Source organism: Klebsiella sp. M5al, from assembly GCF_002090195.1.
GTDB classification, from domain to species: domain Bacteria; phylum Pseudomonadota; class Gammaproteobacteria; order Enterobacterales; family Enterobacteriaceae; genus Klebsiella; species Klebsiella grimontii.
Genome location: NZ_CP020657.1, coordinates 1,992,894 through 2,010,586 on the forward strand (window position 1 = coordinate 1,992,894; position 17,693 = coordinate 2,010,586).

Annotated in this window: 15 protein-coding genes; 6 read left to right on the forward strand and 9 right to left on the reverse strand. The window is 57.5% G+C overall.

Going from position 1 to position 17,693, the window contains the following annotated elements; translation table 11 throughout:
- Positions 1–40: 40 nt before the first annotated feature.
- Positions 41–556 carry a lipoprotein gene (locus BWI76_RS09525; RefSeq protein WP_004849391.1) on the reverse strand — a complete coding sequence of 172 codons (516 nt, stop codon included), beginning with the start codon at positions 554–556 and terminating at the stop codon, positions 41–43.
- 117 nt (positions 557–673) lie between these two features.
- Between BWI76_RS09525 and BWI76_RS09530 the strand changes: the two genes are divergently transcribed.
- Positions 674–997, forward strand: a complete 324-nt coding sequence (locus BWI76_RS09530; RefSeq protein WP_004100606.1) for a heavy metal-binding domain-containing protein — start codon at positions 674–676, stop codon at positions 995–997.
- Positions 994–1,824, forward strand: coding sequence for an N-acetylmuramoyl-L-alanine amidase (locus BWI76_RS09535; protein ID WP_049087316.1), 831 nt, complete (start codon positions 994–996; stop codon positions 1,822–1,824). The genes BWI76_RS09530 and BWI76_RS09535 overlap by 4 nt, the downstream gene beginning before the upstream one ends.
- Here BWI76_RS09535 and BWI76_RS09540 read toward each other — a convergent pair.
- The 4 genes from BWI76_RS09540 to poxB all read right to left on the reverse strand — a co-directional run bounded on the left by BWI76_RS09540 (position 1,821) and on the right by poxB (position 7,249).
- Complete coding sequence (locus BWI76_RS09540; RefSeq protein ID WP_024360097.1) at positions 1,821–2,834, reverse strand: NAD-dependent epimerase/dehydratase family protein; 1,014 nt, start codon at positions 2,832–2,834, stop codon at positions 1,821–1,823. The genes BWI76_RS09535 and BWI76_RS09540 overlap by 4 nt on opposite strands.
- Before the next feature lie 96 nt (positions 2,835–2,930).
- On the reverse strand, positions 2,931–4,364 hold the full coding sequence (locus BWI76_RS09545; RefSeq protein ID WP_004871754.1) for a DUF2867 domain-containing protein: 1,434 nt from the start codon (positions 4,362–4,364) through the stop codon (positions 2,931–2,933).
- 10 nt (positions 4,365–4,374) lie between these two features.
- Positions 4,375–5,376: a low-specificity L-threonine aldolase gene (gene ltaE / locus BWI76_RS09550; protein ID WP_004871751.1), complete on the reverse strand. Its 1,002-nt coding sequence runs from the start codon at positions 5,374–5,376 to the stop codon at positions 4,375–4,377.
- Between the two features lie 154 nt (positions 5,377–5,530).
- Positions 5,531–7,249 (reverse strand): ubiquinone-dependent pyruvate dehydrogenase, encoded by a 1,719-nt coding sequence (poxB, locus tag BWI76_RS09555; RefSeq protein WP_024360095.1) that lies wholly within the window; start codon positions 7,247–7,249, stop codon positions 5,531–5,533.
- A 151-nt stretch (positions 7,250–7,400) separates the two neighbouring features.
- Between poxB and BWI76_RS09560 the strand changes: the two genes are divergently transcribed.
- Positions 7,401–7,835 (forward strand): DoxX family protein, encoded by a 435-nt coding sequence (locus tag BWI76_RS09560; RefSeq protein ID WP_004871745.1) that lies wholly within the window; start codon positions 7,401–7,403, stop codon positions 7,833–7,835.
- 39 nt (positions 7,836–7,874) lie between these two features.
- Here the strand turns inward: BWI76_RS09560 and hcr are convergent, their stop codons facing one another.
- The 4 genes from hcr to aqpZ form a co-directional block, all read right to left on the reverse strand.
- On the reverse strand, positions 7,875–8,843 hold the full coding sequence (gene hcr, locus BWI76_RS09565) for an NADH oxidoreductase (RefSeq protein WP_004871744.1): 969 nt from the start codon (positions 8,841–8,843) through the stop codon (positions 7,875–7,877).
- 11 nt (positions 8,844–8,854) lie between these two features.
- Entirely contained in the window at positions 8,855–10,507 is a 1,653-nt protein-coding gene (gene hcp / locus BWI76_RS09570; RefSeq protein WP_004871740.1) for a hydroxylamine reductase, read from the reverse strand.
- A gap of 145 nt (positions 10,508–10,652) precedes the next feature.
- Positions 10,653–11,552: a lysine exporter LysO family protein gene (locus BWI76_RS09580; RefSeq protein ID WP_004871736.1), complete on the reverse strand. Its 900-nt coding sequence runs from the start codon at positions 11,550–11,552 to the stop codon at positions 10,653–10,655.
- A 124-nt stretch (positions 11,553–11,676) separates the two neighbouring features.
- Complete coding sequence (gene aqpZ / locus BWI76_RS09585) at positions 11,677–12,372, reverse strand: aquaporin Z (RefSeq protein WP_004130892.1); 696 nt, start codon at positions 12,370–12,372, stop codon at positions 11,677–11,679.
- 384 nt (positions 12,373–12,756) lie between these two features.
- Between aqpZ and BWI76_RS09590 the strand changes: the two genes are divergently transcribed.
- From BWI76_RS09590 to macB, 3 genes are all read left to right on the forward strand, one after another.
- Positions 12,757–14,415, forward strand: coding sequence for an ATP-dependent endonuclease (locus BWI76_RS09590; RefSeq protein ID WP_004871731.1), 1,659 nt, complete (start codon positions 12,757–12,759; stop codon positions 14,413–14,415).
- Between the two features lie 172 nt (positions 14,416–14,587).
- Positions 14,588–15,703, forward strand: a complete 1,116-nt coding sequence (gene macA / locus BWI76_RS09595; RefSeq protein ID WP_004871729.1) for a macrolide transporter subunit MacA — start codon at positions 14,588–14,590, stop codon at positions 15,701–15,703.
- Complete coding sequence (gene macB, locus BWI76_RS09600; RefSeq protein ID WP_049090038.1) at positions 15,700–17,646, forward strand: macrolide ABC transporter ATP-binding protein/permease MacB; 1,947 nt, start codon at positions 15,700–15,702, stop codon at positions 17,644–17,646. Before macA ends, macB begins: the two co-directional genes overlap by 4 nt.
- Positions 17,647–17,693 lie beyond the last annotated feature (47 nt).

Here is a 17,693-nt window from a genome sequence, read left to right on the forward strand (position 1 = left end):
CGGGGTTATTTCATTCGGCCTGAGCGGCCTGGCGCCCGGATTAGCGTTTTTCGAGACTCTGACGCAGGGTGCCCGCCGGCGCATGGGCGTTGTTGCCGAGATAACGCACGTCATCCACGGCCCAGCACTGGCCTTCCTGAATCATCAGTACTTCGTCCTTCCAGCTTTGGGTGCCCTGTTTCAGCTCCACGCGCAGCGGAATATTGCGCGCGTCGCGATTAGGAATGGTCGAGGCGCTGGCGACATCGGCGCTGTCGGCTGGCGTTGTGCTGCTGGAGAACAGGTTTGACTGCAGCAGGGCGTTGTTAGACGGGTCCTGACGCGCGTCGTTCAGCAGTTTTGCCAGACCGTCGCTCAGGTACGGACGCAGCGCCGTTAAATCGCTGTTGCGGTGCTGCACCTGATAGTCATAAAACTTCTGCGCCACGTCATCCGGGCCGCCTTCGATGCAGGGGCCGCTGCGGGTGCCGTTATCTTTGTAGGCAGGCGTGACGGTTGTACAGGCGCTGAGCGCCAGCGCGCAGGGGAGGACTAATGCAAGAACTTTGTAGCGCATGATGATTTCCTTATGAGCTCACTACGTTAGAATATCTGTTCAAGCATAGTGTATCAGATAGGGATTGTGCTTGACCCTTAGAGCTAACGCATTGAACGCTATAGAAGGAGTTTGAACATGCAATTTTCAACTACGCCAACCCTCGAAGGTCAGCCCATCATCGAATACTGCGGCGTCGTCACCGGGGAAGCGATTCTCGGCGCTAACGTATTCCGCGATTTTTTCGCCAGCATCCGCGATATCGTCGGCGGTCGTTCCGGCGCCTATGAAAAAGAGCTGCGTAAAGCCCGGGAAATCGCCTTTGAAGAGCTAAGCGAACAGGCCAAAGCGCTGGGCGCCAACGCGGTTGTCGGCATTGATATTGATTATGAAACCGTCGGTAAAGATAGCAGCATGCTGATGGTCAGCGTCAGCGGCACCGCGGTGAAGACCCGGCGATGAGAATGTGCCGGGCAGGCGTCCTGCTGACGCTGCTGCTGGCGGGCTGCGCTACGGAAAAGGGCATTATCGATCGCGACGGCTATCAGCTGGATACGCGCCACCCGGCGCAGGCGGCTTATCCGCGCATCAAAGTGCTGGTGATCCACTACACCGCCGATGATTTCGACGTTTCGCTGGCGACGCTGACGGATAACCAGGTGAGCTCTCACTACCTGATTCCGGAGATACCGCCGCTGCACGGAGGCAAACCGCGGATCTGGCAGCTGGTGCCGGAAGAGGATCTGGCCTGGCATGCGGGCGTCAGCTTCTGGCGCGGCAGCACGCGTATTAACGATACCTCGATTGGTATTGAGCTGGAGAATCGCGGCTGGCAAAAAACGGCCGGGGGCAAAAGCTTCACGCCGTTTAATCCGGCGCAAATTGACGCTCTGATCCCGTTGGCGAAAGACATTATCGCCCGCTACCATATCGCGCCGCAGAACGTGGTCGCGCATGCGGACATCGCCCCGCAGCGTAAAGACGATCCGGGGCCGCTGTTCCCGTGGCGCAGGCTGGCCGAACAGGGAATTGGCGCATGGCCGGATGCCCAGCGCGTGGCGTTTTATCTGCAGGGGCGCCCGTCATACGAGCCGGTCGACGCCGCAGAGCTGCTGGACGTGCTGTCTCGCTACGGCTATCAGGTGACGCCGGACATGACCCCTGCACAGCAGAAGCGGGTCATTATGGCTTTCCAGATGCACTTCCGCCCCGAGCGCTGGGACGGGGTTGCCGATGCCCAAACCCTGGCGATAGCCGAAGCGCTGCTGGAAAAGTATGGGCGGGGTTAATAGTGCAGCTTACCGTGGTCCTTCAACCACGCGGCGGTACGGATAATGCCTTCATCCATCGTGACAACCGGCCGGTAGTCTAGCTCCTGCTGGGCGCGGGAGATATCCAGGGTGAAATCAAAGTTCAGCTTAGAGACGCCGTAGTGGGTAAAGGCGGGCTCTTTAGCTGACTTATTGCCAAAGCGCTCCATGCTGCGGGCAATAATATCCAGCATCGGGTAAGGGACCGAACGGATGCGGCACTTTATTCCCAGCTCATCGATGAGTTTCTGTACGATGCTGTGCAGGGTTTGCGGTTCGCCGTTAGTGATGTTGTACGCCCGGGCCGAGGGCAAGAGGTCGCACTGGGGCTGGCTGGCGAGCCACATCGCGTGTACCGCGTTTTCATAGTAGGTCATATCCACCAGCGCGCTGCCGCCGCGCGGCAACAGAACGCTACCGTAGTGCTGCATCATTTGCGCCAGCCGCGGGATAAACACTTTATCATGCGGGCCAAACAGGCTCTGCGGGCGCAGGATCGTAAAGCGGGTATTCGGGTTGGCCTGCGCCAGAAGATGGATCACCTCTTCGCTTGCCGCTTTGCTGCGGGCGAATTCGTTGGCGAAACGCTGCGGGCGAAAATCTTCCTTAACATCGCGATGATGGTGATAATCAAAATAGAGCGACGGCGAAGAGATGTGCACGAAGTTGCGCACGCCCCAGGCTACCGACCACTCGCCGAGACGGCGAGTCGCGCGGACGTTAGCTAAATCGAAGGCCTGCTGGGTGCCCCACGGCGAGGTAAAGCTGGAACAGTGCCACAGGGTATCGATACCGGCGAGCATCACTTTGGCCTGCGAAGAGACCAGCTCGGTTAAGTCCGCAGGGACGAACTCTGCGCCCATTTTGCTCAGAAGCTTGCCCATCGCTTCGTTGCGCCCGGTCGCTCTGACGCTAATGCCCCTGTTACGCAGATATTCCACCGCGTTGCGGCCCAATCCGCTGGTCGCACCGGTAACCAGTACCTTCATATCGATCCACTGTTAAACAAAAGAATTTCGTGCGCATTTTTCCGTGATTCTGACTACGATGCAATGAGAATCATGAAAGAATTCTATACGTATACTCTATTTGATGGTGATTTGCTCCGCCAGGTGGGCGATGCGTCGCGCCATACCGCGAAAAATAAACAGATGCGCCGGGATCATCAGTAGCCAGTAGAAGAGCCCCGGCATACCGTGCGGGTGCCACCAGGCGCGCACGTCCAGCTCGCGATGATCGCCTTTATCGCGCAGGGTAAAGCTCAGGCGGCCAAGGCCGGGCGCTTTCATGCCGAATAACAGCGTCAGCTGCTTTTCCGGCTCGACGATAATGACCTTCCAGCTGTCCACCGCGTCGCCGGTTTGCAGATACGCTCTTTCCGGACGCCCCTTTGCCAGCCGATGGCCGACCAGCAGGTCCATCGCCCCGCGCGTTTTCCACAGCACGTTACCGAAGAAATAGCCCTCTTTGCCGCCGATTTGGTTGATCACCTCCCACAGCGCGCCGGAGCTGGCGGAAGTATTAACGGTACAGCCCGCCTGTTTCGGATAGTAGCCGTATTCGGGCCGCCAGCGGGCGAAGGCCTGCGCATCGTAGCCCCAGTCGCTGGAGTTCACTAGCTGCTCCTCTTCTTTAAGCGTGCGGCGCACCGCCTCATCAAACGCGATAAGCGGTTGAGGAATTAAGGCCCGCAGGGCGCGATCGTCGGCGATCAGATCGTGCTTTAGCCCCTGAATCAGGGCTTTGGCCGTGGTTGGCGGCACCGAGGTAATCACATTGAGAAACCACACTGAAATCCAGCGGGTAGGGAAAGGAACAGGAATCAGCGGGCGTCGTTTGCCGCTGACCGCCATAAAGCGGATAAACTGCTGCTGATAGCTTAACGTTTCCGGCCCGGCGGCTTCAAACACCCGATGCTCGCGGGACGGATGGTCAAGCAACCGCAGCAGATAGTAGAGCAAATTTTCCAGCGCAATCGGCGTAGTGCGCGAGCGTACCCAGCGCGGCGGCGTCAGCACCGGCAGGTTGTAAACCATATCGCGCATCACTTCGAAGGCGGCGGAACCGGCGCCGACGATAATGCCGGCGCGAACTTCCGCTACCGGGACGCCCGATTCGCGCAGCAGATCGCCGGTGATCTGGCGGGCGCGTAGATGATCGGATTGCTCCTGCTCCGCCACCTGTAAGGAACTGAGAAAGATGACTTCGTTCACCGGCGTCTCGCGCAGCGCGTCGCGAACGTTGAGCGCGACCTGCCGCTCGTGGCGGATAAAGTCGCCGCCTTCGCCCATCCCGTGCACCAGATAGTAAACGGTATCAGCCTGCGCCAGCAGGTCGGGTAGCGCTTCCGGCTGGTTTAAATCGAGCGAATAGCACTCGACGCCGGGGAGATGCTGTTTTTTAAGCCTGTCGATGTGGCGTGCCGCCGCCAGCACGGTGAAGCCCTGCTCGCTGAGTCTTTTCACCAGATGCTGGCCGATATAACCGCTGGCGCCAAGCACCAGAATTCGCTGCGACACACCGGACTCCTTAACGGTTTAAAAATGCCTGCCAGTGGCTCACTACTTCGGCGAGCTGCTGGCGGTTAACGTCAATATGCGTCACCAGGCGCACGATGGGCGAGGCGTTGATCAGCACCCCGCGTTCGCGCAGATACTCGCCCAGCGCGGTGGCGCGCGCTTCACCAACGCGAACAAACAGCATATTGGTATCGTGGCGCATCACGTCAGCGCCGACGGCGCGCAACTGCTCCGCCATCCACGCGGCGTTGTCATGATCCTCTTTTAAGCGCGCGACGTTGTTCTGCAAAGCATACAGGCCAGCCGCCGCCAGAATTCCCGCCTGACGCATTCCGCCGCCGACCATTTTCCGCCAGCGGATCGCGCGGCGAATATACTCTTCGCTCCCTACCAGCAGCGAGCCTACCGGCGCGCCAAGGCCTTTGGACAGGCAGATGGTGAAAGAATCGCAGTAGCGGGTGATATCGCGCAGCTCGCAGCCGTAGTCCACGACGGCGTTAAAAATACGCGCGCCGTCCACGTGCAGTCCGAGGCCGCGCTGGCGCGTGAATTCCCAGGCTTCTTTCAGATATTCACGCGGCAGCACTTTGCCGTTATGGGTATTTTCCAGCGACAGCAGGCGGGTGGGCGCGAAATGAATATCGTCCGGTTTGATTTTGGCCGCGACTTTGTCCAACGGCAGGGTGCCGTCCGCTGCGGCGTCGATGGGCTGCGGTTGGATGCTGCCGAGTACCGCCGCGCCGCCGGCTTCATAGAGATAGTTATGCGCGCCCTGGCCGACGATATACTCTTCGCCGCGCTGGCAGTGGCTGAGCAGGGCGACCAGGTTGGCCTGGGTGCCGGTGGGCAAGAAGATCGCGGCTTCTTTGCCCGCCAGCTCGGCAGCAAAGCGCTGGAGTTCGTTAACGGTCGGGTCGTCGCCATAGACGTCATCCCCGACCGGGGCGGCCATCATAGCTTCCAGCATGGCGCGGCCCGGGCGGGTGACGGTATCACTGCGTAAATCTATCATGTCATATCCTTATACACTTCTTTCTTCGCGCTGCCTCTGCGTTGGCTACACCCTCAAAGCCCGGTCACATAGTTATCTATGCTCCCAGGGATGTTCGGGCTTGCCGCCTTGAGGCAACACGAAGGATTTTGTGTATGAATTGAAAAGGATATTTTTACCTTAGCCAGTTAGTTTTCGCCAGTTCAATAACCTCGTCGCCGCGGCCGCTGATAATCGCGCGCAGCATATAAAGGCTGAAACCTTTGGCCTGCTCCAGTTTGATTTGCGGCGGCATCGCCAGCTCTTCACTGGCGACGACCACATCCACCAGTACCGGGCCATCGGTAGCGAAAGCGGTTTGCAGCGCTTCATCAACCTCTGACGCGCGCTCAACGCGTATGCCCTTGATACCACACGCTTCGGCGATGCGGGCAAAGTTGGTGGCGTGCAGCTCGGTGCCGTCTGTCAGATAGCCCCCGGCCTTCATCTCCATCGCCACGAAACCCAGTACGCTGTTATTGAAGATAACGATTTTCACCGGCAGCTTCATTTGCGCCAGCGAGAGGAAATCCCCCATTAGCATGCTAAAGCCGCCGTCGCCGCACATTGCCACGACCTGGCGGTCGGGAGCCGTGGCTTTTGCGCCGATGGCCTGCGGCATGGCGTTAGCCATTGACCCATGGTTGAAGGAGCCGAGCAGGCGGCGCTTGCCGTTCATCTGCAGATAGCGCGCGGCCCAGACGGTCGGCGTACCCACGTCACAGGTAAAAATGGCGTCCTCGTCGGCAAAGTGGCTGATGCGCTGCGCCAGATACTGCGGATGAAGCGTTTTGTCGCTGGGCTTGGCCAGATCGTCGAGCCCCTTACGCGCGTCGCGATAGTGTTCCAGCGCTTTATCGAGGAATTTGCGGTCGGTTTTCTCTTCGAGAAGCGGCAGCAGCGCGTTGAGGGTGGATTTGATATCGCCGACCAGCGCCATGTCCACTTTACTGTGGGCGCCGATACTGCCGGGGTTGATATCGATCTGAATAATTTTCGCGTCCGTCGGGTAGAAGGCGCGATAGGGGAACTGGGTGCCGAGCAGTACCAGGGTGTCGGCGTTCATCATGGTGTGGAAGCCGGAGGAGAAGCCAATCAGCCCAGTCATCCCCACATCATAAGGGTTGTCGTATTCAACGTGCTCTTTGCCGCGCAGCGCATGAACGATAGGCGCTTTGAGCTTCGCGGCGAACGCCACCAGCTCTTTATGCGCTCCGGCGCAGCCGCTGCCGCACATCAGGGCGATGTTGCTGGAATAGCGCAGCAGCTGGGCCAGCTTCTTCAGCTCTTCTTCCGCCGGCGTCACCTGCGGCAGCGGCGCGTGGTACCAGTGGCTGCTGGCGCTTTCCGGCGCGGGTTTTAGCGCAACGTCGCCGGGGAGCACCACGACCGAGACGCCGCGGTTAATTACTGCTTTGCGCATGGCGATGGCCAGCACCTGCGGAATTTGTTCCGGGGATGAGACCAGTTCGCAGTAGTGGCTGCATTCGCGGAACAGCTCCTGAGGGTGCGTCTCCTGAAAATAGCCGCTGCCGATTTCACTGGAAGGAATATGGGCGGCGATAGCCAGCACCGGAACATGGTTGCGGTGACAGTCGAAAAGGCCGTTAATCAGGTGCAGGTTGCCCGGCCCGCAGGAACCGGCGCATACCGCCAGTTCGCCGGTAAGCTGGGCCTCCGCTCCGGCGGCGAAGGCGGCCACTTCTTCGTGGCGCGTGGGCATCCAATCGATGGTCCCCATGCGGTTCAGGCTGTCGCTTAAGCCGTTAAGAGAATCCCCGGTTACGCCCCAAATACGTTTAACGCCAGCCTGTTCAAGAGTTTTGGCAATGTATGCCGCCACGGTCTGTTTCATGGTTCTCCATCTCCTTTTTGTGATAACGCTTACAAGCTTAGATGATACTGCCAGTTACGCTCGCTTTAACCCCTCATTTTCGCTGGTTTTTTTCAGCAAAAACTCCGCATAATCTGTGCTCACATAAAGTGGTAAACAGGAATCATTTCAAATGGTTAAATCGCTGTTAAATGCTGTTAATAAACTGCTGTCTCATGACGATTTCGGCAAACTCTTGTTACGACTTGCCGTTGGCGGACTGATGCTGTTTCACGGATTGCACAAGCTATTTGATGGCGTAGGGGGAATCAGCAATATGCTGGTAGCAAAAGGATTGCCGGGTTTTATCGCTTATGGGGTATTAGTGGGTGAGGTGGTTGCGCCTTGCCTGCTGATCCTGGGAATTCTTACCCGTCCGGCGGCGCTGGTGCTGGCGTTTACGATGGTCGTCGCCTGGCTGATGGTCGGGACGGGCAAAACCTTCGCGCTGGATGCGGTCGGCGCGTGGGCGATTGAGAGCCTGGTCTATTTTTTCGTGGGTGCGCTGGCGGTCGCTTTTTTGGGGGCAGGGCGCTATGCCATCGCCGGCAATTCGGCCTGGCGGTAAAGATAGCCGGATGGCGCTGCGCCATCCGGCAGTTGCTGGTTAAGCCAGTACCAGATCGCCCCGCGGATGGCAGGAGCAGGCCAGCACGTAGCCTTCTGCGATTTCCGCATCGGTTAACGTCATGGTACTGCTGACGGTATACTCGCCGGAAACCACTTTCGTTTTGCAGCAGCCGCAGACGCCTGCGCGACAGGCGACGGTAACCGGCACTTTGTTACTTTCCAGCGCTTCGAGCAGCGTGGCGCCGACCGGCGCATAGAACGCTTTCGCCGGCTGCAGTTTGGTGAACTTCAGGCCGCTGGTAGCGGCGTCGGCTACCGGCGTAAAGAACTGCTCTTTGAAGAAGCGCGTCGCGCCCAGCGCTTTCACTTCCTGCTCAACCCACTCCATATACGGCGCCGGGCCGCAGGTCATGACGGTACGCGATGCCAGATCCGGCACGCTTTGCAGCAGTTCGGTCGTTAAACGTCCTGCCACGAAACCGTGGGCGGCGTGATTTTCCGCCACCAGCGTCACCGGATACTGACGCCATTCCTCAGCGAAAATGACATCCTGGGGAGAACGCACGTTAAAAATCACCTGAACATCAGCCTGCGGGCGATATTTCGCCAGCCAGCGGCGCATTGACATGATTGGCGTGACGCCGCATCCTGCGGCCAGCATCAGGAATTTATCGTCCGCTTTATCGTCACAGGTGAAATCACCCATCGCGTCGGACAGCCAGATATAGTCGCCGCGCTTCACGTCGCGGGTGAGCCACTGCGAACCCGCGCCCTCGTCAATACGGCGTACGGTCAGCGTAAGATATTCGCTAACGCCCGGCGTCGAGGAGAGGCTGTAGGCACGCAGCGTCTCCGGCGAATTGCGTACGCTGACCAGCGCGTACTGCCCGGCACGATACGGATAATAGTCGTGGCAGAGCAACGAAATTGTCCACACATCCGGCGTTTCCTGATGGATGTGGTGAACCTGCATCCGCCACGGGCACTGATGGGTTGGCAAAGTCATACTTTTACTCCTTACGCGCTCAGCAGTTGCTTCATGTCTTCTTCTACGGTGGTCACCGAACGCAGACCGAATTTCTCATTAAGCACGGCCAGCAGATCCGGCGTGAAGAAGCCCGGCGCCGTCGGGCCGGTGACGATGTTTTTCACGCCCAGCGACAGCAGGGTCAGCAGAATAACAATCGCTTTCTGTTCAAACCATGAGAGCACCAGAGACAGCGGCAGGTCGTTCACGCCACAACCCAGTTTTTCCGCCAGGGTGACCGCCAGGATGATGGCAGAGTAAGCGTCGTTACACTGACCGGCATCGACCAGACGCGGTAGACCTTCGATATCGCCGAATTCGAGTTTGTTGAAACGGTACTTACCGCAGGCCAGGGTCAGAATCAGGCAGTCGTCCGGTACGCTGGTGGCGAAATCGGTGAAGTAGTTACGTTCGCCGCGCGCCCCGTCGCAGCCGCCCACCAGGAAGATATGGCGCAGCTTTTCACGGCTCACCAGGTCGATCAGCGTATCCGCCGCGCCCAGCAGGGTCTGACGACCGAAACCAACGGTGATCAGGTGCGGGATCTCGCTGTACGGGAAGCCCGCCATCTGCTGCGCCTGAGCGATAACCGGGGCGAAATCTTCGCCTTCCAGATGATTCACGCCCGGCCAGCCGACGATGCTGCGGGTCCAGATACGATCGTCATAGGCGCCGACGGTTGGGTCGATGATGCAGTTTGAGGTCATGACAATCGGGCCAGGGAAGCGGGCAAACTCGACCTGCTGGTTTTGCCAGCCGCTGCCGTAGTTACCGATCAAATGTTTGAATTTACGCAGCTCCGGGTAACCGTGCGCCGGCAGCATTTCACCGTGGGTGTAGACGTTAACGCCGGTGCCTTCGGTCTGCTCCAGCAGGTTGTACAGATCTTTCAGGTCATGGCCAGAAATCAGGATACATTTGCCTTCGGTCGCTTTGACGTTGACCTGCGTCGGGGTGGGATGGCCATATTTGCTGGTCTCGCCGGCGTCCAGAATGCTCATCACCTTAAAGTTCATCTGGCCGATTTCCATTGAACATTCCAGCAGCGCGTTCATATCGGCAGGCCAGGTACCGAGCCACGCCATGATTTTGTGGTACTGGGCGTAGATGGCGTTGTCGTACTGACCGAGAACGTGGGCGTGTTCCATGTAGGCCGCCGCGCCTTTCAGGCCGTACAGGCACAGCAGGCGCAGGCCGAGAATATTCTCGCCGATGGCCGCTTTGTCTTTGTTCGGGGTGAATTCCGCCGCCTGATGCTGCAGGTCGCCGAGATCGTCACTCACTAACTGCAGATCGGCCATCGGGTTATCAACCGTCGCATGAGCGTCGATATTCAGGCACCGGGCTTTCAGCGCTTCGCGCAGGGTGATGGCCTCGCGGGCGTAGCCAACGATACGCGGGGAGTCGAAGTTAACGTTGGTCAGCGTGGAAAAAAAAGCGCGCGGCGCGAAGCTATCGATGTCATGGTCGATGATGCCGTATTCGCGGGCTTTAAGCGCCCATGCGGAGAGGCCCTGCAGAGAAGCAATCAACAGATCCTGCAGATCGGACGTTTCGGCCGTTTTCCCGCACATACCCTGCGCGTAAGAGCAGCCGTTCCCTGCCGGGGTACGGATGGTTTGTTCACATTGCACACAAAACATGATCACACCTTTTTTAAAGTTATATTTAATATACATGTTTAAGGTTATGCCCGAGCGCATGAAGATAAAAGGTATTTCTCGTACAACTTACAGGGAGATTGATTTAGCGCAAAATTGGCGGCAGGGAACTACCGCCAGAGAGGTATTAAGCGGAGAAAAAAGCCATCAAAATGGGCACCAGCAGGCTCAGAATGAAGCCATGCACGATGGCCGCCGGGACGATCTCCACCCCGCCTGAGCGTTGTAGTACCGGCAGCGTAAAGTCCATTGATGTCGCGCCGCAAAGGCCTAACGCCGTTGAACGGCTGCGGCGCACCAGCCCGGGGATAAGCATAATCGCCAGCAGTTCACGGGCAAGATCGTTAAAGAATGCCGCGCTGCCAATCACCGGGCCATAGGATTCGGTCAGCAGGATCCCGGAGAGCGAATACCAGCCAAAACCGGAGGCCATGGCCAGCCCGGTTTTTAGCGGCAGGTCGAGAATAAAGGCATTGATGACGCCGCCCAGCAATGAACTGACCATCACCACCACCGCGACAATCATGCCGCGACGATTAAGAACGATTTGCCGCAGCGTCATGCCATTATTACGCAGCTGAATACCGATGAGGAACAAAAGGAAAATCAGCGTATATTCGCTGGCCTCGGTGGCGTGTTGTAAAAAAGAGAGACCGCTCAGACCAATCAGGAAGCCAATAAGCACCACGCCGCATAGCTGAAGGGATTCCAGCGCCATTGCCAGACGCGAGGGTAATTTTTCCTGACGATGATGATTTTGCCAGGGCATTTTCTGTTCAAGCCACATCAGGGCGGCAATATTGCACAGCATAATAATAACGACGCTGACCGCCGCATAATGAAGGATCGCCAGAAGATTGCTGGCCAGATTATCCAGGAAGGCCAAGCTAATACCCATAAAGAAGAGAATAACGTAGACGATCCAGCTCAGAAATCGCGTAATGAGTTTAAGGGCTGATGGCCGATGAAGAGGAATAAGATAGCCTATGACCAACGGCAGCAGAATGATTAATAGTCCCGAAAACATGAACGACACGATCCTTGCAGAGTGAAAATAGCGTCACTGACACTACCCAAATCGCCGGACTGAGTAAAGTAGTCGGAAAAAAGAAAGGCCCGGCAGTACCGGGCCTCAAGAGAATCGTGGGAGCTTAGCTGCGTTTTTCCAGCAGGGTGCGGTAGAGCACGCCGCCGAGAATGCCGCCGATAATCGGCATTACCCAGAATAGCCACAGCTGCTGCAGCGCCCAGCCGCCCTGGAAAATCGCTACCGCGGTGCTACGCGCCGGGTTTACCGACGTGTTGGTGACCGGAATGCTGATTAGGTGAATAAGCGTCAGCGCCAGACCAATGGCGATAGGGGCGAAGCCGGCAGGGGCGTTTTTATCCGTGGCGCCGTGAATAACCAGCAGGAAGCCGCAGGTCAGGACAATCTCAATCACAATGGCGGAAAGCATGGAGAAGCCGCCCGGAGAGTGTTCGCCATAACCGTTCGAAGCGAACCCGCTAGCGGCGGCGTCGAAGCCCGCTTTACCGCTGGCGACAACATACAGAATAGCGGCGGCGATAATACCGCCGACAACCTGGGCGATAATATAACCAATTACCTCTTTGGCCGGGAAACGACCGCCGGCCCATAAACCTAAAGTCACCGCCGGGTTAAAATGCCCGCCGGAAATATGACCAACGGCATAGGCCATGGTTAATACGGTTAAACCGAAAGCCAGCGCGACGCCGGCAAAACCAATTCCCAGTTCCGGGAACGCTGCAGCCAGAACGGCGCTGCCGCAACCACCGAATACCAGCCAGAATGTACCAAAGCATTCTGCTGCTAATTTTCTAAACATAACCACCTCAATAAAAACGTAAACGCGCACGAGTTTTCGTGCCGGCCTTTATTTTCGCCACAAAGAATGACGACTAGAATAAAGCGACGCTATTCTATGGACGATCGCTACTCCGGGACCAGTTAAATAAATTGATGTAATTTGATTTAGAACAATGTGCTGGGATTCCTTTTTTCATGGGAATTTTTAAAAGTGTAGAACAAAAATGATGAAAAAAACGACTTTTGATGATGAATGCGTTTCTCAATTAAGTGAAATACCGCGCATCACATTCCGCCTCTTCACCCTATAGCGATTCATAATACGCCCGGAGTGTCATGTTGATGCTCACCTCGCTATACTGCTGATAACTGAAGGAGATAGTCGCCACCGAGCGGAGGGCATATGCATCTTGAGCGCGTCGAAATAGTCGGTTTTCGCGGCATTAACCGTTTATCGTTGATGCTTGAGCAAAATAACGTGCTGATTGGCGAAAATGCCTGGGGTAAATCCAGCCTGCTGGATGCCCTGACGCTACTCCTGTCCCCGGAGTTTGACCTTTATCATTTTGTTCGGGAAGATTTTTGGTTTCCGCCCGGCGATATTCAGGGACGCGAGCATCATCTGCATATCATTTTGACCTTCCGTGAGAATGAACCCGGCCGCCATCGAGTGCGACGCTATCGCCCTCTCAGTAACTGCTGGGTGCCCTGCGACGACGGCTATCAGCGCGTTTTCTATCGCCTCGAGGGGGAGCTTGCCGATGACGACAGCGTAATGACCCTGCGTAGTTTTATTAACGGTGAAGGGGAAGCGCTGGAGCTTGACGATATTGATGAACTCGCCCGTCACCTGGTGCGGCTGATGCCGGTTCTGCGGCTGCGCGACGCCCGCTTTATGCGACGGATCCACAACGGCACCGTTCCGCATTCGCCGCAGATCGAAATTACCGCGCGCCAGCTTGATTTCCTCTCTCGTGAACTGGTGCATCATCCGCAAAATTTAACCGATGGGCAGATCCGCCAGGGACTGTCGGCCATGGTGCAATTGCTGGAGCACTATTTTGCCGAGCAGAGCAGCGCGCAGTCGCGTCATCGCCTGATGCGCCGTCATTCACATGATGAACAGCGCAGTTGGCGCTACCTGGACATCATTAACAGGATGATCGACAAGCCCGGCGGGCGCAGCCATCGGGTGATTTTATTGGGACTGTTTTCTACGCTGCTGCAGGCGAAAGGCACGGTGAGACTCGATCGCGATGCGCGGCCGCTCTTGTTGATTGAGGACCCGGAAACCCGGCTGCATCCGATTATGCTGTCCGTAGCCTGGCATTTACTTAATTTACTGCCGCTACAGCGGGTGACGACGACGAACTCCGGCGAACTGCTGTCATTAACGCCCGTCGAGCACGTCTGCCGACTGGTGCGTGAATCATCACGGGTATCCGCCTGGCGGCTGGGGCCCGGCGGGATGAATGCCGAAGACAGCCGGCGCATCGCTTTTCATATTCGCTTTAACCGCGCTTCATCGCTGTTTGCCCGCTGCTGGCTACTGGTCGAAGGGGAGACCGAAACCTGGGTTATCAACGAGCTGGCGCGCCAGTGCGGCCACCACTTTGATGCGGAAGGGGTGAAGGTGATTGAGTTTGCCCAGTCGGGATTAAAACCGCTTATCAAATTCGCCCGGCGAATGGGGATTGAATGGCACGTGCTGGTGGACGGCGATGAGGCCGGGAAGAAATATGCCGCCACCGTTCGCGGGCTATTGAATGACGACAAAATGCTTGAGCGCGACCATCTCACCGCGCTACCGGCGATGGATATGGAGCATTTTATGTATCGCCAGGGCTTCGACGATGTTTATCATCGGGTGGCCCAGCTGCCGATAAATATTCCCATGAATATGCGGCGGGTGATCACCAAAGCGATCCACCGTTCGTCAAAACCGGACCTGGCGATTGAAGTGGCGATGGAGGCCGGGCGTCGCGGGGTTGACGCCATTCCTGCGCTGTTGAAAAAAATGTTCTCCCGCGTGCTATGGCTGGCGCGCGGGCGGGCGGATTAGCGCCGACCGCCGTTTATCTCTCTGCCGGGAACTCTCCCGGCACGCCTTTATCCGCACGACCTTCAACTTCGGTTAAACAAAAATTAAGCGCAGCTAAAAATGCGCGTTATTCTATTACCGCATTTAGATAGAATTGTCGCGGGTTCTGCGGGTTAAAACATCAGGAATTTTTATGAAATTAAATGGAAAGCGCAGGAAAGTATGGTGGCTGCTGGCGATTGTCGTACTGGCCCTCGCCGTCTGGGGATGGCGAATTCTGAATGCGCCTCTGCCGCAGTATCAGACGCTGGTGGTACGCAAAGGAGACCTGCAGCAGAGCGTGCTGGCGACCGGTAAGCTGGATGCGTTAAAAAAAGTTGACGTCGGGGCGCAGGTGAGCGGACAGCTAAAAACGCTGCGCGTTGAGATTGGCGACAAAGTGAAAAAAGATCAGCTGCTGGGGGTTATCGATCCCGAGCAGGCGGAAAACCAGATTAAAGAAGTTGAAGCGACGCTGATGGAGCTGCGGGCGCAGCTCAACCAGGCGCGTGCGGAACGTAAACTGTCCGCGACGACGTTGGCCCGCCAGCAGCAGCTGGCGCAGCGCCAGTTGGTCTCTCGCCAGGACCTCGATACCGCCGCGACCGACTTAGCGGTCAAAGAGGCGCAAATCGGTACGATTGAAGCGCAGGTCAAACGTAATCAGGCTACCCTGGATACGGCCAAAACCAACCTCGACTACACCAAAATTCTGGCGCCGATGTCCGGGGAAGTGACGCAAATTACTACCCTTCAGGGGCAGACGGTGATCGCCGCCCAGCAGGCGCCGAATATTTTAACCCTGGCCGATCTCAGCACCATGCTGGTGAAGGCGCAGGTCTCGGAAGCGGACGTGATTCATCTGAAGCCGGGGCAAAAAGCCTGGTTTACCGTGCTGGGCGATCCGCTGACGCGCTATGAAGGAACATTGAAGGATATCCTGCCGACACCCGAAAAGGTCAATGACGCCATTTTCTATTACGCCCGTTTTGAGGTGCCGAACCCGCAGGGCATTCTGCGCCTGGAGATGACCGCTCAGGTGCATATCCAGCTTTCGGAAGTGAAAAACGTCATCACCCTCCCGCTGAGCGCGCTGGGTGACGCCATCGGCGATAACCGCTATCACGTGCGTCTGCTGCGTACCGGTGAAGTTAAAGAGCGCGAAATCGTTATCGGCGCGCGTAACGACACCGATGTGGCGGTGGTGAAAGGGCTGGAAGAGGGGGATGAAGTGATTATCGGCGAAGGTGCGGCCGGAGCGGCGAAATGACGGCGTTACTGGAACTGCGTGATATTCGCCGCAGCTATCCTTCTGGCGAGGGCAACGTTGAGGTGCTGAAAGGCATTACGTTGAGCATCGCCGCCGGAGAAATGGTGGCTATCGTCGGGGCGTCCGGCTCCGGTAAATCCACGCTGATGAATATTCTGGGCTGTCTGGACAAACCCACCAGCGGCACCTATCGGGTCGCGGGTACGGACGTGGCCCGTCTTAACGGCGATGAACTGGCACGCCTGCGGCGGGAACATTTCGGTTTTATTTTCCAGCGCTATCATCTGCTATCGCATCTGACCGCGGCGCAGAACGTCGAAGTTCCGGCGGTTTATGCCGGCGCGGAGCGTAAAGCGCGCCTGGCTCGGGCCCATGAGCTGCTGATTCGGCTGGGGCTGGGCGACAGGGCTGAATATCAGCCTTCGCAGCTCTCCGGGGGCCAGCAGCAGCGGGTGAGTATCGCCCGCGCCCTGATGAACGGCGGGGAAGTGATTCTGGCGGATGAGCCAACCGGCGCGCTGGACAGCCGCTCCGGCGAAGAGGTCATGGGGATCCTTCACCAGCTAAAAGCGCAGGGGCATACGGTGATTATTGTCACCCACGACCCGCAGGTGGCGGCCCAGGCGGAACGGGTCATTGAAATACACGATGGTGAAATCGTGCGTAATCCGCCCGCGCTGGGTTCTGCCTACGGCGGCGTGCTGCGCCAGCGCGGGGCGGCTGAGCCATCGGCGTGGCGTCAGTTCAGCAGCGGCTTTCGCGAAGCGCTGGTCATGGCCTGGCGCGCGATGGCGGCGAATAAAATGCGCACGCTGCTGACGATGCTCGGGATTATTATCGGCATTGCCTCGGTGGTGTCGATTGTAGTGGTGGGCGATGCCGCGAAGCAGATGGTGCTCGCCGATATTCGCGCTATCGGTACCAATACCATTGATGTTTATCCCGGCAAGGATTTCGGCGATGACGATCCCCGCTATCAGCAGTCTCTCAAGTACGATGATCTGTTGGCTATTCAGAAACAGCCCTGGGTCAGCTCGGCGACCCCGGCGGTATCAAAAAGCCTGCGTCTGCGGGCGGATAATATTGACGTTGCCGCCAGCGCCGAGGGCGTGGGGGCGCAGTATTTTAACGTCTACGGCATGACTTTTAGCGAAGGAAATACCTTTAACGAGCTCCAGCTAAATAGCCGCGCGCAGGTGGTGGTGCTCGACAGCAACGCGCGTCGACAGCTGTTTCCGCACAAAGCGAAAGTGGTGGGTGAGATCATTCTGGTCGGCAATATGCCAGCAACGGTGATCGGCGTCGCGGATGAAAAACAGTCGATGTTCGGCAGCAGCAAAATTCTGCGCGTCTGGTTACCCTATACCACGATGGCCGGGCGGGTGATGGGACAGTCGTGGCTGAACTCCATTACCGTGCGGGTGAACGAAGGTTATGACAGCTCGATTGCTGAGCAGCAGCTGCTGCGCCTGCTGGAACTGCGTCACGGCAAGAAAGATGTTTTTACCTGGAATATGGACAGCGTCTTGAAAACGGCGGAGCGGACCACACATACATTACAGCTGTTTCTGACGCTGGTGGCGGTGATTGCGCTGGTGGTCGGCGGAATTGGCGTAATGAACATTATGCTGGTCTCAGTCACCGAGCGCACGCGGGAGATCGGTATCCGTATGGCGGTCGGGGCGCGGGCCAGCGATGTGTTACAGCAGTTTTTGATCGAGGCGGTGCTGGTTTGCCTGGTCGGCGGGGCGCTGGGCGTCACGCTTTCGCTGCTGATCGCCTTTGTTCTACAGCTGTTTTTACCCGGCTGGGAGATCGGTTTTTCACCGCTGGCGCTATTGACCGCGTTTTTATGCTCCACGCTGACCGGGGTGCTGTTTGGCTGGCTACCGGCGCGCAACGCGGCGCGTCTGGACCCGGTAGACGCCCTGGCGCGCGAGTAGCGATAAAAAAATGCCAGTCAGAAGGACTGGCATTTTGCTGGCGGGAT

Coding starts and splice junctions, on each gene's coding strand:
- BWI76_RS09525 (WP_004849391.1), bottom strand. CDS start 556: ATGCGCTACAAAGTTCTTGCATTAGTCCTCCCCTGCGCGCTGGCGCTC.
- BWI76_RS09530 (WP_004100606.1), top strand. CDS start 674: ATGCAATTTTCAACTACGCCAACCCTCGAAGGTCAGCCCATCATCGAA.
- BWI76_RS09535 (WP_049087316.1), top strand. CDS start 994: ATGAGAATGTGCCGGGCAGGCGTCCTGCTGACGCTGCTGCTGGCGGGC.
- BWI76_RS09540 (WP_024360097.1), bottom strand. CDS start 2,834: ATGAAGGTACTGGTTACCGGTGCGACCAGCGGATTGGGCCGCAACGCG.
- ltaE (WP_004871751.1), bottom strand. CDS start 5,376: ATGATAGATTTACGCAGTGATACCGTCACCCGCCCGGGCCGCGCCATG.
- poxB (WP_024360095.1), bottom strand. CDS start 7,249: ATGAAACAGACCGTGGCGGCATACATTGCCAAAACTCTTGAACAGGCT.
- BWI76_RS09560 (WP_004871745.1), top strand. CDS start 7,401: ATGGTTAAATCGCTGTTAAATGCTGTTAATAAACTGCTGTCTCATGAC.
- hcr (WP_004871744.1), bottom strand. CDS start 8,843: ATGACTTTGCCAACCCATCAGTGCCCGTGGCGGATGCAGGTTCACCAC.
- hcp (WP_004871740.1), bottom strand. CDS start 10,507: ATGTTTTGTGTGCAATGTGAACAAACCATCCGTACCCCGGCAGGGAAC.
- BWI76_RS09580 (WP_004871736.1), bottom strand. CDS start 11,552: ATGTTTTCGGGACTATTAATCATTCTGCTGCCGTTGGTCATAGGCTAT.
- aqpZ (WP_004130892.1), bottom strand. CDS start 12,372: ATGTTTAGAAAATTAGCAGCAGAATGCTTTGGTACATTCTGGCTGGTA.
- BWI76_RS09590 (WP_004871731.1), top strand. CDS start 12,757: ATGCATCTTGAGCGCGTCGAAATAGTCGGTTTTCGCGGCATTAACCGT.
- macA (WP_004871729.1), top strand. CDS start 14,588: ATGAAATTAAATGGAAAGCGCAGGAAAGTATGGTGGCTGCTGGCGATT.
- macB (WP_049090038.1), top strand. CDS start 15,700: ATGACGGCGTTACTGGAACTGCGTGATATTCGCCGCAGCTATCCTTCT.